Below are 14,453 nucleotides of genomic sequence, written 5' to 3'. Positions count from 1 at the left end.
GGCCATTCGTTTAATAATCAGTTCCCTGGTTCTGTAGCTTATCTACCGAAATGCATCACGAACGTTGAGATAAAGGCGGACAGGATCAAAAATTCTTTTTAACCGGTTTAAAATACCAGATGTTAGTGATGTTTTTGCTATAGAATTCAAATTGCTATTTTTTATAGTGGTTTTGTATATCTGAAATAATTCAGATCCTAAATTGGCTTCCTGCTTGATTGTTGCACCATACCATTTTGGTGCCAACAACCTGTGCTTCACACTAACATCAAGTTGTGCTTCCAGAACTTGTTGGCAAAAAGCTTCCACACTGTGAGCTTTGCCTTTAAGAAAAGCACTGTAGAGACCCGGCCTCAATGGCCATTCAACTTGATTAGCGGTTATCAGATTCTCTTTGATCTGAACGCTGAGATTACTTGCTAAAACCAGTTTACAAAAAACCTTAACACACTCACTGTGGTTTTTTTCCATGGTTTCGTGCAAAGCGGGCGCTTGATAATCTGGCCCGTCTAACCCGTCAATAGAAGATAAATCAATAGCCATTAGCTGTTCTTCTTTCCAGCAATCAGAGTTATTTGTTGATAGTATCCATTCACAATAGGTGCGGGCAAGGTCAGCGTGGCCATTTCTCATAGCCAGCAAAAGACCTGGCGTGTTGCTTGGAGGGACTTGGGGAGCCAACAGTTTCTGCTTCATTTCAACGTTCAGGTTACTGCATTGTACCTGATCGAGAAAGGCACTGATGCAGTCGGTATGACCTTTTTTGAGCGCTATGTAGAGACCGGGAATACCAGCAGGGTTTCTGGCTTCCAGCAGTGTTTGCTTTGCCCACTCATCGCGGGGGCTGCCCAGTATTTGCTGACAATACTGGATGACAAGTTGAGCATTGCCAGCCTGGAAAGCATCAAACAGACGGGAAGAAACCTCACAATCACTATTGTTGAGCACGGGCAAAGACTGATTCTTGCCAACTGACTGATTGGGTAATGCCACCGCATTTGCAAACGGGCCATTTACCGCAGTATTACTACCATTAGCTGAAGGAGTCACTTCGGCTATCCCGATCTGAGGTGCAGTACCTTCAAGCACAATTGCCACTTCGTTGGTAATTAATTTGCTGACATTTTTCTGGTCCAACCGGGGAAGACCCAGATCACCCAGCTGACGTTTGACTAATTCAGTTTGACTAACAAAAGCTCTGGTAATTTTGTCGGTTTGGATATGCTTTACTTCATACGAACCCTGAAAAACAGGACTGGCAGATGTATCATCCGGACATGGGCTTCCAAGATTATCACAGATGAAATTAATACCTGCACTGGGATTATTGTCATTATTAACTGCAAACATACGAATTATTTCTCAAACTGGTTATGGCGATTCAGGTAATTTCAGGCAATCCTGTGCATGAACAAATTATCATAGTGCAATATTTATTCTTCGCAAACGATTCAATAATCCAAAAATTTTTTTGTACGCAATGAGGTTTTTGGGAAATCACGAAATTGAACAAAAATAATCAACGGACCGCTGCATAAGGCTCTTTGCTCTGAACATCGAACGCTGAAGGCTTAAAGCGCTACCATCAACCCAGGAAGCATCATGACCCACTGTTTCTTTGAGGGGAAAAGAAAAGGCACCGTTTTCATCTTCTAATTTTTCTGCAAATCCTCCATAGTGCCTGGTAACCATCTTATCAGCAGGCACAAAGGAAAACTCAGTAACATTCAATTCATTTGACCTAATATCATCAGGCTCGGGACGAACATACTCTGCGCAGCTGGAATATTGACTCATAAATGCAAAGGTTTTGGTCAGCACCTCGTGCATTAAACAACCAAAAAAGTCTGATCGGGCATGGGAAGTGGCAAAAATATCATTCGAGGTGTACGTCAGTAATTGGACCAGGAATCTCCACTTGCATAAAACCCCTTTAAAATACAGATCATCCATCCTGTACAGGGAGTTGTAATAAATATCGGTATCTAAATAAATCATCCCGTCACACGGGTTGGTTCTTTTATCGGTATCACCCGAGCCTTGCTTAATACCATCAAGCAGCTCAGTGCCATAAAACATCAGAAGCACCCTGAGTACATCGCTATATGCACAGGCTGTTCTTGTTATCTCAACCTTGGACATTGTTTCAAATCCATTAAACATCCAGCGCTCGATGTCGGCAAAGCCAATGTTATTTAATAGTGGATTGATAACAGTATCCATAACCCGGACATTTTCCGGGCAAACTTCTTCAAAGCGGACCATATCCTCCCTGGCCTGCTCACTTAACAAAGTTGATGTAATCCACAGAACAGTCATCCGCTGTGGGTAGGCATTGGCCCAGTCAAAGATATTTTTAGCGTATTTATCAGGAATAAGACTCCCGACCCAGATAAAATTTAACGGCAGTTCTGCAGTACTGGCATAACCTGGCTTCTCATCCAGAGATACTTCTGCGGAAGATCTCAATTTACCCTCAAACTCACAGTGAGGCGCTATCCTGAAGTCTTCGAGTCGCTTTTTTTCATAGAAACCGTCCGATGGAGTGCATTCTCCACCAACAACATGAACAGGTCGTGATTCCTGTAGGCAGAGAGGGCCGGTAACTTCGTCCATCGCTGGCAGGCTGTTCTCGAGGCCCGATTGATAAGCGTTCAGGTTTTTGTAAGTTAATTTGGCAATATCCACGTCGGAACCTTAAAAACTGGCGGAACGAGCATTAATAGCTTTTTTCGACTCTTTTTATTCTGAATGGTTCAATTTAACAACTAAATGAATTAATCTTGCGTTCATCATTTTTCTCATGTGGTCGCTTAGGAAAAAAACATGCATTTTCGAATACTGATGATTATTTTGATATTATCCGGAATCTCGCTGCGATCAGAAATTAACTCACAATAACGGGTTGACCCGGAATACCGGAGCAACTTTTCCGGTGGGCACCTGTCAGAATGATGACTGTAACGTCTTTTGGGGCAGGTAACCGATCTTGCTGGGGGGTATTGACCTGAAGCGTTTCCAGCTTGTTAACCAACGCTTGCTCATCCACTTTCTTGCCGTTGTTATTAACATGCACTTTTCCAGGTTAACTTCGGTATGCAGTAATAAGACCATTCCTGTAATAATTAGTTCCTTAGTTTTAATTAATCGTACAGTTAATATTCCTTCTGTTTAAAATCGGATGCTTTTTCGGCAACGTGTGTTTAAACCGTCATGTTTGCTGGCGGGCCCCCCGCAGGCACTGCTTCTCATACCGCAGACACGAATTGGAGCAGGACTGGCTGGTAGATGGTCTATTCACCGCAAAGCAATATAACGACCATGGTCAACCAGTCCATCGGTCATCTTAACGGTGCCATCCTTTGCCACGACAACGGCTTCGATAAATGCCTGTTGACATAAATAGTGCAGCGCATCATCCGCCGAGGATAAAAACCCGGCAGTACTCCAGATTTCACCATCAACGGAGTGTTTGGAAATAATGGTCAGACTGGCAATATCCGTGGCAATGGGTATACCGGTTTGTGCATCCAGCAGATGGTGGTAACGCTGACCATTGACATCAAAATAGCGTTCGTTAATGCCAGAGGTGACCATGGAGGCATCGTTCAGTGGCAGCGCACGAATAATGGTGCCCCGCTCTGCCAGAGGGTTTTGAATACCCACATTCCAGGCCCGGTTGGCATTGGTGGGGGAGTGACCGATGGTGACCACATTGCCCCCCAGACTGATAAAGCCATGATCAACACCGGCGTTGACCAGCGCTTGTTTGACCTGATCGGCAAAATAGCCTTTCGCGATGGCCCCCAGGTCGATCTCCATACCGGGTTGACGCAAAAATACCGTTCTCTCCTGCTCGTTCAGGACAATGTTATCGGGATCGACCAGCGCCAACCGTGCAGATATCTCCGCCGCTGAGGGCAGTCTGGCATCCCGAAAGCCGATGCGCCAGAGCTTGACCAGAGGGCCAATAGCAATATTGAAGGGGTTGCGCCTGTCCTGGCTTGCCGCCTTGGCGATGTTGATCAGGTGAAAGAGATCAGACTCAACCGCGATGGGTGCGATACCCGCATTTTGGTTGATCGCCATCAGCTCACTATCTGGTTGATTGACAGCAGGCTGATTGACCGTGAACCGCTGGGCGTATTGGGAAAGTTGGTGATAGGCCGCTTTGAGCAGCTGCTCACCATTTTGATGATAAACGACCAGATCAATCACTGTTCCCATCATCTGGAATCGGGTTTGGTACTTGTGCATGAACTGGTACTTGTGTATGAACTTGTGTTTGCCGTGAAATAAATTGCCACGGAGGCACAGAGACACGGAGAACAGAAAAACGCTTTTCCTCTGTGTCTCCGTGACTCTGTGGCTAAAGCTTTCATGACAGAGGGTGACAAACCATCGTCATGAACATTTGTGTAGAAATAGCTCGCTACCAAAAAGCCCGCCACTCCACTTGGGCAGGGCAGGCTTTTGGTTGTCGCCGCTATACCTTAAACGAGGTCAGCCGCGCTTTCACCGGCAATACGGCCAAACGTGAAGATATCGATCAGGGCGTTACCACCCAGACGGTTACCGGCATGGATACCGCCAGTGACTTCACCCGCTGCGTACAGGCCAGGAATAACGTTACCATCCTTACCAATCACTCGTGTGCTGGTATCGATCTTCAAGCCACCCATGGTGTGGTGAATAGAAGGCTGACGTGGTGTGGCGTAGAACGGTCCCTGCTCCACCTTCAAGCCGAACGCACTCTTGTTGAATTCAGGATCGTGGCCCTGCTCAACACATGTGTTGTACTGCTTGATGGTTTGCACAAATTCCGCCTGTGGCACACCAATCTTGTCGGCCAGTTCTTCCAGCGTATCCGCTTCCAGGATGATGCCTTCGCTGATTTCACGGGCAATGGTTTCATCGGAGGTGTTGGCTGCTGTTTTGCGAATCTCGGCATCGGCAATCATGTAAACGGTGCCACCGTGGTCGAAGAAGGCATCGGCCAACTTGTCACGGGTACCGCATTCATCAACAAAACGCTTGCCCTTCTGGTTAACGAAGACAAAGTTCTCCGGTGGTACAATCAGGCCAGTCAGCAGAGCACCGGACTTCGGATCACCGATTGGCATCAGCTGGGCAAAGCCCATACCCACCAGCTCAGCACCGACTTTTTCACCCATTTCGATACCATCACCCACCAGCGCAGGAGAGTTGGTGGTTTTGATATCGTCAGCAATATTTTTCCAATAGGTGTTGTACTTCTTGATCATCTGGGTATTGGCACCAAAGCCGCCAGAAGTCATGACCACACCGTGGCTCGCTTTCACGATCAGCTCATTACCGTTGGCCTGGATCGCCTTGACACCCACAACCCTGCCATCTTCAACGATCAGGTCGGTAGCCCGGGTATCGGTGATGATGCGACCATGCTGTTCCAGAATGCGCTTTTGCAGCTTATCAACAAACTCAACGCCTTTTGGACGCTTTGGCTTGTGGGCACGACGCCACAGGGCACCAACAGCGATATCCACCAGGCCACGCTCAAACTCGATGCCTTTCTCGCTCAGCCAGTCGATGGACTCCATGGAGCTGGAAGTCAGCTGCTTGACCAGATCGTATTGACCATAGATGGTTTCGCCATTCAGGTCGGTACGCTTACCGCCCAGGTAGGTCTGGATGCGGTGCAGTTCAACCGAGTCGAACAGGTATTTGTTGCCATGGTCGTGCTGGTTGAAGTAATCATCCAGCTGTGACTTCAGGGTACGGAAATCGTCCAGATATTCACCGGCGAACTCAGACTCTGGCGTCTCAGCCAGGGCCATCAGGGTCTCTTTTTCACCCGCCAGTGCCGCGAAATCACCCTGCCACGCGGGTTCAGCAGCGTTAACCCAACCGCCCGTACGGACCGTGTTACCACCAATGGCCGGAAACTTCTCCAGCAGGATAACTGACTTGCCTTTGTCCAGGGCTGTCAGCGCTGCACTCAAACCGGCACCGCCACCACCGATCACCACCACATCGGCGCTCTCTTCGATGGTTTGCGCGATCCACTCAACCGCCTTACGGGCTTTCACACGCAGAGCCTCGGAGTGACCACCGGCCAGATCAACCGCATTGGAAACACCGTCGATTACCGCCTGACTGCTGACGGTTGCGCCGGAGATCACGTCAATATTGAGCGTCTGCTCATCAACGATCTGCTGTGGAATACGCTCAAAGGCCGGGTTGGCGATACCGTCTGACTCTCTGGAAGAGTCCACCACAATCTCAAGAATCTCATCTTCAGAGAAGGTTACCGTCACCGGCAGGTCACCGTTGTGGCCACGGCCGTAAGCGGTATAAGTTCCTGGCTGGAAACGGATCTCAATACCTTGCAGCTCTTTGATGCGCTGATGTTTTTCCGCTTCTGCTTCGCTGTCGACAATCATGTAATCCATGATGTCCCACAGCGGCGTCGGGATCAGCAGGGCTTCCTGCTGAGCGATATCGGCGAACTCGGCGCAGGTCTCATTGTTCAGAGCCTTGGTTGCCCAGGCAGGTTCAACCAGGTAACCCTTGCCCACGGCCACCATATCATAACCCTGGGCCAGTGCTTGTTGTGCATCGGCAGTCTGGGCAATACCACCCACACCGATCACCGGCACGCTGGCCACCGCCTCAGACTGCAGCTGACGATACTTGTTGATCAGTGGCTCTTTGTCTTCCGGGTTTACGATGGAGTTACGTGCCCAGCTGCCCATAGAGAAGTGGAAATAGTCCAGACCTTCTGTCGCCAGTTTATCCAACAGGAACATGGTATCTTCAAAGCGGATACCCGGCTCTTCAATCTCTTCAGGTGAGAAGCGATAACCGACAATGAAATCAGCCTTGTTATGAGACTGTGCCACCTGCTTGGTTTTGGCCAGAACAGCCAGCGGGAATGTGGTGCGTTTTTCCATATCGCCACCCCACCGGTCATTTCTGCGGTTGGAGTGTGGCGAGAAAAACTGCTGGATCAGGTAAGTGTTGGCACCGTGGATTTCAACACCATCAAAACCGGCGATAATGGCACGGTTCACGGCATTGCCGAACAACTCGATCATCTCTTCGATTTGCTCTTCGGTCATTTCCAGCGGGGTTTCCGCATTATCACGCAGAGCAGCGACAGGGCTGGCCGAGATCGGTTTATGGCCACCATTAAACTCAGGCGTTGCCATACGACCGGCGTGGTAGATTTGCAGAATAGCTTTTGAGCCTCTGGCCTTGATGGCATCCGCCAGTTGCTTCAGACCAGCAATTTTGCCGTCAGTATCGATACCCAGTGCACCGGGGAAAGCTCTGCCGTAATTTTCCACAAAAGCACTTTCGACAATTACAGCACCTGCATCGCCAGAGCGAGCGGCGTAATAGGTAATCATCTGCTGGGTGACGCCGCCATCAAAAAAGGCGGATTGAATCGTCATCGGAGCCATCACGATACGATTCTTGAACTTGTTATCTGATTGAAACAGAACTTCGTCGATCAAATGAGCCATCAAGACTTCCTTATTTCAACCCAATGACCGTACAAACGTTTGCTCACTGGGCTGACTGTTTATGGAATAAATACTTTTGTTAAGACCAGTATCAAGACAAGGGCTCAATATTAAGCCCAGCGAAAAATCATCGGCATTTTTTCACACCATCTACTTTGCATGTATAGTGATAAACACCCATATATCCCGTTGAGTTACGTGAAACTTTTCCTATAAAACGGTTTTGGGACACTCATTTAAGTACTGCCGAAAACAACCGCTGAAACAGGAGCCAAAACAGGGGGTAGCTGGTGGTTTCTGATAAGGTGGGCGCTGATTTTTTTCGGTAATAGGAAGGTCGGTAGCAGGGAGAAATGGGTTAGTTTCATCAACCCTTCTATTCTGATCCTGAAAACGGCCCGGACACCGACCAATAGTGTGAAGAATCACAGAATAACCGTTATGGCACCAGACGACAGACGCCTGGTGCTTCAGACGGAATTAATCAAGACTGCCTGGCAGCAACATAATCATTCAGTTCTGCAACCTGAGCGGTGGCAACAAACGCGCCATCCAGAAAGAAGCTGACTGCCTCACCGGACTTTTCACCACGCATAATGGCCTGCTTGCCGTCAGTGTACGTCACCTGCATTTCAACCGTATTCTCATCAACCTGCTTGAACGAAGCAGAAGTGATACGATCCAGAGGTACTTCGGTCATGGACTTATCCAGCTTGTGGTTGACCTTGAAGATGGCATCAACAGGCATATCAACAACCGCTGGCGACTTGCCGGTAATCGGGTTGGTGCCGGTCCAGAACTCGACGGTGTTGAAAATGAAAAAGTCTGCAGTAGCGGCAATACCGTAAACCGGGCTAAGCAGCATGAACAGTCCGGCACGACCATACCGGTTGTCGACCACCGAGAGGTTAGCTTTGGTCACCATAGCCGAGGTGCCCATCTGACCCATACAGCCAGTCAGTGATGCTGCAAAAACAGCAATAGCCAGCGCTTTGATCGCCATCTTTTTCATGAACCATCTACTCCAAAACTGTCCAGGGCTGAATATGCCGCTTGCCCGGGACCAGATAAGCAAAGAGCCTGAAAAGCGACTTTTTCATAACCAAAGGCTCTTACTGAAAAGGACGGCGAATTATTAGGATTTTTACCTGAGCTGACCAGCCATTATTTTCACTATTTATACTGATCCTGTAGGTACTTATTCAGTAGTCTCCCCAGAGGTACTGCATCAGCGTAATCGCCACTACCGGTGCAGTTTCCGTTCTCAGCACACGGGGTCCTAAGGCCAGCGGGTTAAAGCGGTGGCCCTCAGCCAACTCAATTTCCTGAGCAGTTAATCCACCCTCCGGGCCAATCAACAGAGATACCGATTCTGGCTGGGCAAAACCACTGAGTTTCTCTCTGGTTCGATGATGCAGCACAAAGTTCAATTCAGTCGCCCGAGTGGTGAGCCAATCTTCCAGCTTAACGGGCGTATGTATGGTCGGTACGATGTTACGGCCACACTGTTCACAGGCACTGATAGCCACCTGTTGCCAGTGTTTGACCCGTTTATCCAAACGTTCTGCATTCAGCTTCACCTCACAACGCTCACTCCATAATGGGGTAATGGCGGTAACACCCGCCTCCGTTGCCTTCTGAATGGCATAATCCATACGCTCACCACGGCTGAGTGTCTGACCCAGTTCGATAGTCAGGGGGGACTGGGCATCACCCTCGATAAACGACTCAAGATAAACGGTAACCGACTTTTTACTAACGCTCTCTACGGTTCCCTGCCAGGCTCCCCCTTGACCATTAAACAGCACCAGGGGCTCTGCGGGTCTCATGCGCAAAACACGGCCAACATGATTGGCGGCATTTTCAAAAAGTTCGATGGAGCTATCAGCCTGAAGCGGCTGCGCTGAATAAATACGAGGGTTTCTCATGGAGGGGCACTGGGTTGAGAGTTATGAGTTACGGGGGAACAGGAATAATAATACCATTCACAATTCCCTCACAACTCATAACTCCTGCCATCAATCAGCCAAAATGCCCAGGTTATCGCAGATACCCTGGCAGGGGGCCGCCTGATTAAGCGTATAAAAGTGCAAACCCGGAGCACCACCTTGCAGTAACCTCTCACAGAGCCGGGTCACCACCTCTTCACCAAACTGTTTAATACTGCTGATATCATCACCATAGGCTTCCAGTTGCTTACGAATCCATCGTGGAATCTCGGCACCACAGGCATCGGAAAAGCGAGCCAGGCGGCTATAGTTGGTGATCGGCATGATTCCGGGAACCACCGGGAGATCAATGCCCAGTGAGTGCGTACGCTCCAGGAAATAGAAATAACTGTCTGCATTAAAGAAATATTGGGTAATCGCCGAGTCCGCACCGGCATCCACCTTACGCTTGAAGTTTGCCAGATCCTTTTCCATATTGGGTGCCTGTGGATGAACTTCCGGATAAGCGGCAACCTCGATATGAAAGTGATCCCCGGTTTCAGTGCGAATAAACTCCACCAGCTCATTGGCGTAGCGGAGTTCACCACTGTCACGTCCCATACCTGAAGGCAGATCACCTCTCAGGGCAACAATACGCTCAATGCCCTGGTCACGGTAAAAATTCAGCAACTCTTTAATCTGCTCCCGGGAGTCACCAACGCAGGAAAGGTGAGGAGCGGTTGCTATGCGGGTCTGGTTCTGAGTTGACAGCACAGTTTCAAGGGTTCTGTCCCGTGTTGAGCCACCAGCACCGTAGGTCACTGAGAAAAATTCCGGTTGGTATCTGGCCAGGCTGAGGGCATTCTGCTCAAGTTTCCGGGCACCCTCTTCTGTTTTAGTGGGAAAGAACTCAAAGCTGACAGGAGTATTATTGGTTATTGTATTTGCCATGGTAGTCACCAGCAGAGGTCGCTGGCTGGTGAAGAGATATCAGCCAGCGAAAAAGACATTTAGTACTTGTAATCGTCGCTCTTGAAGGGGCCATCAACAGGTACATTGATGTAGTCAGCCTGGCCTTGAGTCAGCCGGGTAATCACACCACCAAAGCCTTCCACCATGTAGGCAGCGACTTCTTCATCCAGTTTCTTGGGCAGTACGGTCACCGCCAGCTTGTCTGATTTTTGATCGGCTGGCAGATCAGCAAACCCTGCTTCATAAAGATGAATCTGAGCCAGAACCTGATTGGCAAAAGAACCGTCCATGATACGCGACGGGTGTCCGGTAGCATTGCCCAGGTTCACCAGTCGACCTTCGGACAGCAGTATCAGGTGATCATTGCAAGAATCATCCCGGACGATCTTGTGAACCTGCGGCTTGACCTCTTCCCAGGTCCAGTTGTCCCGCATGAACTGCGTGTCTATTTCGGTATCAAAATGGCCAATATTACAAACCACACAGCCATTTTTCAGGGCTTTCAGCATGTGCCGGTCACAGACATGAACGTTACCCGTGGTGGTCACCAGCAGGTCAGTGGTGGCCAGCAGCTGCCGGTTGATAGAAGCGTCGGCGCCATCGTTAACACCATCAATATAGGGTGAAACCACTTCAAAACCATCCATACAGGCCTGCATGGCACAGATCGGATCCACTTCCGTAACCTTGACAATCATACCTTCCTGGCGCAGCGAAGCGGCGGAACCCTTACCTACATCACCGTAACCAATCACCAGCGCTTTCTTGCCCGCCAGCAGATGGTCGGTGGCCCGCTTGATGGCATCATTCAAAGAGTGGCGACAGCCATACTTGTTGTCGTTCTTACTTTTGGTGACCGCATCATTAACATTGATTGCCGGTACTTTCAGGGTGCCTTTTTCCAGCATCTCCAGCAGGCGGTGAACCCCGGTGGTGGTCTCTTCAGAAATGCCGTGAATGTTGTCCAGCAGTGCAGGGTACTTGTCGTGTAACAGCAGTGTCAGGTCACCACCGTCGTCCAGCACCATGTTGGCTTGCCAGGGCTCACCGGCACCGTCGAGGACCGTCTGCTCGATGCACCACCAAAACTCTTCTTCGGTCTCACCCTTCCAGGCAAATACCGGTATGCCCGCTGCGGCAATGGCGGCGGCGGCGTGATCCTGGGTAGAGAAGATATTGCAGGAGGACCAGCGTACCTCAGCACCAAGCGCTACCAGCGTTTCAATCAGTACCGCAGTCTGGATGGTCATATGAATGCAGCCCATGATCTTTGCGCCTTTCAGCGGCTGAGAATCACGGTATTTGGCTCTGATCGCCATCAGTGCCGGCATTTCACCTTCGGCAATCTGAATCTCGCGCCTTCCCCAATCCGCCAGGGAAATATCAGCTACCCGGTAGTCCGGACCCTTGGTGGCGCTTTGCAAATCAGCAGTTAACTCAGGGTTAGCACTCATAAAACGTATCCTGTTCTGCGTATTATCCGAATTATTGTGCAGTCTAGCAGCGGCAACAACCTATATCAACAAACTTTGATATAGACACCGCATTCGCTTTATTGGCAAGGTTGAACAATACAGAGGAAAGGAAAGAGTTTTGAGAAAAGCAGGTAAAAAAGGCAGCCAACCAGCTGCCTGAAGAAGGAAAAATTAAAGACCTGCTGCCTTGCGAAGCTGTTCCGCTTTATCGGTGCGCTCCCAGGTGAACTCGGCCTCTTCCCGGCCAAAGTGGCCATAGGCTGCCGTGGACTGATAGATTGGACGCTTGAGATCCAGCATCTTCACCAGTCCACCGGCACGCAGATCAAAATACTCACGAACCAGTTCAACGATACGCTCATCGGACACTTTACCGGTGCCAAACGTGTTAATGGAAATCGAGGTAGGCTCAGAAACACCAATGGCGTAGGACACCTGAATTTCACAACGATCCGCCAAACCGGCAGCAACAATGTTCTTGGCAACATAACGGCCGGCGTAGGCGGCAGAACGGTCAACCTTGGATGGATCCTTACCGGAGAAGGCACCACCGCCATGACGGGCCATGCCACCGTAGGTATCAACAATAATCTTGCGTCCGGTCAGACCGCAGTCACCAACAGGCCCGCCAATCACAAATATACCCGTCGGGTTAATGTGGTATTTGGTGTCTTCATGGAGCCAGCCTTCCGGGAATACAGGCTTGATAATCTGCTCCAGCACTTCACGACGAATTTCATCCAGAGAGACATCCGGAGAGTGCTGAGTAGAAAGCACAACGGCATCGACACTCTGCACCTTACCATTTTGGTCGTAACGCATGGTTACCTGACTCTTGGCGTCAGGACGCAACCAGGGTAACACACCATTCTTGCGCAACTGCGCCTGGCGCTTAACCAGCTCATGGGCATAGTAAATAGGGGCAGGCATCAGCACCGGTGTTTCATTGGTAGCATATCCAAACATCAGGCCCTGATCACCAGCGCCCTGTTCGTGTTCGTCGGTTTCATCAACACCAACGGCAATGTCCGGAGACTGCTTGCCAATGGCATTCAGAACCGCAACGCACTCACCATCGAAGCCCAGGTCTCCATGGTTATAGCCAATGCTGGTAACGACATTACGAACCAGCTCTTCAATATCAACATAGGTTGTGGTGCGCACTTCACCGGCAACAATCACCATGCCGGTTTTCACCATGGTTTCTACCGCAACCCGTGCTTCCGGGTCATCCTTGATGATGGCGTCCAGAATAGCATCAGAAATCTGGTCAGCAATTTTGTCTGGATGCCCTTCAGATACCGACTCCGATGTGAATAGCGAATACTCAGACATAGCCGTTTTACCCTCTTGAAAAAATTGAGTGCGCCTCTTTGATTCCATGAAACCATCTGTTCATAACGTTCAATTGAGGCGTTAACCAGGTCATCGTTTATCCGGCAAGGAAGAAACGTCGAACCTGGATCTGAAAACCATTGCGTAACCCCAGATACTGGGATTCACCGCTGATTAATCCTGCTTTATCCGCCCATTGAGCCAACTCACCGGCACTGAAACCAAGCCACAGATCACCACAGGACTCCCGAACCCAGTCCTGATCATGATGGCTGAGTTCACTGATAAACAGGCTACCACCGGGCTTCAATAGTCGGGAAGACCAGTTAAAGATGTCCGCCGGGCTGGGCACATGATGCAGCACCATATTGATGACGATACAGTCAAAGGCGCTGGTCATGTTGCTCAGTGACTGGATCTCGCCATGAACAAAAGTGACATTGCCAATGCCTTGCTGTTTGGCCAGCGCCCGGGAGTAACTCAGCATTTTTTCCGAGTTATCCAGTGCGTAAACCAGCTTGAACACAGAGGCGAGTATTGGCAGAAAGTTTCCCTCACCGGGACCAAGCTCAAGGGCCAGGCTCTGTTCAGGAAAATCGGTAGTCTCAATAAGGTCTGCCACCGTTTCAGCGTAGAGCTGGTGCTCGGCAATCAGCTCCTGGTGCTGACGGAATTCTTCGCTATTGCGGGCAAAAAATGCCTGGGACAGTTCCGCCCGCTGCAGGCGAATGGCCTGAAGCTGTTCGGCAAGATCATGAGGTAGCGGTATACCATCCACCGCCTGAAACAATGAGCGGACTACCCCTTCAAGATGACCTGCCGATGTGGGCAGGGCCCGACGGTAGAAAACCGTGTTGCCTTCTTTGCGGGTTGAGACTAACCCGGCCTGAGACAAAACCTTCAAATGATGGCTCATGGCTGGCTGACGCATGGCAAACACACCGCTCAGCTCCAGCACACCGAGAGACTCTGTGCTCAAGACCCTCAGAATCTGTAATCTCAGAACATCGCCACTGGCTTTGCTCACCGAGGCCAGCTGCTCAAAAGCATCCGTCAACACACGTCATCCTTTCCAATCACTTAAGCACAGTAAATCATTGACTCATTTACCGGGATATTCGAAGGGGGAAGTTTAGCAAGAGCCAAAATCTATATCAAAATATTTTTATATACAATCAATAGACACAAGAAATCCAATCTCTGCACTATATTTATCCAGCACTTTCTGCGCCTGA

Annotated in this window: 11 protein-coding genes; all 11 read right to left on the bottom strand. The window is 49.7% G+C overall.

Features of this window, described 5'->3' with window-relative positions:
• Positions 1–42: 42 nt before the first annotated feature.
• Positions 43–1,350 (bottom strand): hypothetical protein, encoded by a 1,308-nt coding sequence (locus CX664_RS26140; RefSeq protein WP_101745262.1) that lies wholly within the window; start codon positions 1,348–1,350, stop codon positions 43–45.
• A gap of 147 nt (positions 1,351–1,497) precedes the next feature.
• Entirely contained in the window at positions 1,498–2,688 is a 1,191-nt protein-coding gene (locus tag CX664_RS02820) for a hypothetical protein (RefSeq protein ID WP_101745261.1), read from the bottom strand.
• Between the two features lie 199 nt (positions 2,689–2,887).
• Entirely contained in the window at positions 2,888–3,076 is a 189-nt protein-coding gene (locus tag CX664_RS02815) for a hypothetical protein (protein WP_101745260.1), read from the bottom strand.
• Between the two features lie 221 nt (positions 3,077–3,297).
• Complete coding sequence (locus tag CX664_RS02810) at positions 3,298–4,257, bottom strand: FAD:protein FMN transferase (protein WP_101745305.1); 960 nt, start codon at positions 4,255–4,257, stop codon at positions 3,298–3,300.
• Between the two features lie 236 nt (positions 4,258–4,493).
• The gene (locus CX664_RS02805; RefSeq protein ID WP_101745259.1) at positions 4,494–7,508 is read right to left on the bottom strand and encodes an NADH-dependent flavin oxidoreductase; all 3,015 of its coding nucleotides are present in this window, start codon (positions 7,506–7,508) and stop codon (positions 4,494–4,496) included.
• Between the two features lie 484 nt (positions 7,509–7,992).
• Positions 7,993–8,520, bottom strand: a complete 528-nt coding sequence (locus CX664_RS02800) for a DUF3332 domain-containing protein (RefSeq protein WP_101745258.1) — start codon at positions 8,518–8,520, stop codon at positions 7,993–7,995.
• Between the two features lie 190 nt (positions 8,521–8,710).
• The gene (locus CX664_RS02795; protein ID WP_101745257.1) at positions 8,711–9,436 is read right to left on the bottom strand and encodes a 16S rRNA (uracil(1498)-N(3))-methyltransferase; all 726 of its coding nucleotides are present in this window, start codon (positions 9,434–9,436) and stop codon (positions 8,711–8,713) included.
• A gap of 90 nt (positions 9,437–9,526) precedes the next feature.
• Positions 9,527–10,387 (bottom strand): methylenetetrahydrofolate reductase [NAD(P)H], encoded by an 861-nt coding sequence (metF, locus tag CX664_RS02790; RefSeq protein WP_101745256.1) that lies wholly within the window; start codon positions 10,385–10,387, stop codon positions 9,527–9,529.
• Positions 10,388–10,446: 59 nt separating this feature from the next.
• Complete coding sequence (ahcY, locus tag CX664_RS02785) at positions 10,447–11,862, bottom strand: adenosylhomocysteinase (protein ID WP_101745255.1); 1,416 nt, start codon at positions 11,860–11,862, stop codon at positions 10,447–10,449.
• A 192-nt stretch (positions 11,863–12,054) separates the two neighbouring features.
• A complete protein-coding gene (gene metK / locus CX664_RS02780) occupies positions 12,055–13,218 on the bottom strand; it encodes a methionine adenosyltransferase (RefSeq protein ID WP_101745304.1) in 1,164 nt (387 codons plus the stop codon).
• Between the two features lie 97 nt (positions 13,219–13,315).
• Entirely contained in the window at positions 13,316–14,278 is a 963-nt protein-coding gene (locus CX664_RS02775; protein ID WP_241698167.1) for an ArsR/SmtB family transcription factor, read from the bottom strand.
• Between the last annotated feature and the right edge of the window lie 175 nt (positions 14,279–14,453).

It is taken from the genome of Endozoicomonas acroporae (assembly GCF_002864045.1).
GTDB lineage: Bacteria > Pseudomonadota > Gammaproteobacteria > Pseudomonadales > Endozoicomonadaceae > Endozoicomonas > Endozoicomonas acroporae.
The sequence above is the reverse complement of the archived record's forward strand: the minus strand, read 5'-3'. Positions and strand labels throughout refer to the sequence as shown.

What these genes read in the sequence shown, in the direction of transcription:
- ahcY (WP_101745255.1), bottom strand. Translation starts at nt 11,862, where the DNA reads ATGAGTGCTAACCCTGAGTTAACTGCTGATTTGCAAAGCGCCACCAAG.
- CX664_RS02800 (WP_101745258.1), bottom strand. Translation starts at nt 8,520, where the DNA reads ATGAAAAAGATGGCGATCAAAGCGCTGGCTATTGCTGTTTTTGCAGCA.
- metF (WP_101745256.1), bottom strand. Translation starts at nt 10,387, where the DNA reads ATGGCAAATACAATAACCAATAATACTCCTGTCAGCTTTGAGTTCTTT.
- CX664_RS26140 (WP_101745262.1), bottom strand. Translation starts at nt 1,350, where the DNA reads ATGTTTGCAGTTAATAATGACAATAATCCCAGTGCAGGTATTAATTTC.
- metK (WP_101745304.1), bottom strand. Translation starts at nt 13,218, where the DNA reads ATGTCTGAGTATTCGCTATTCACATCGGAGTCGGTATCTGAAGGGCAT.
- CX664_RS02795 (WP_101745257.1), bottom strand. Translation starts at nt 9,436, where the DNA reads ATGAGAAACCCTCGTATTTATTCAGCGCAGCCGCTTCAGGCTGATAGC.
- CX664_RS02810 (WP_101745305.1), bottom strand. Translation starts at nt 4,257, where the DNA reads ATGCACAAGTACCAAACCCGATTCCAGATGATGGGAACAGTGATTGAT.
- CX664_RS02805 (WP_101745259.1), bottom strand. Translation starts at nt 7,508, where the DNA reads ATGGCTCATTTGATCGACGAAGTTCTGTTTCAATCAGATAACAAGTTC.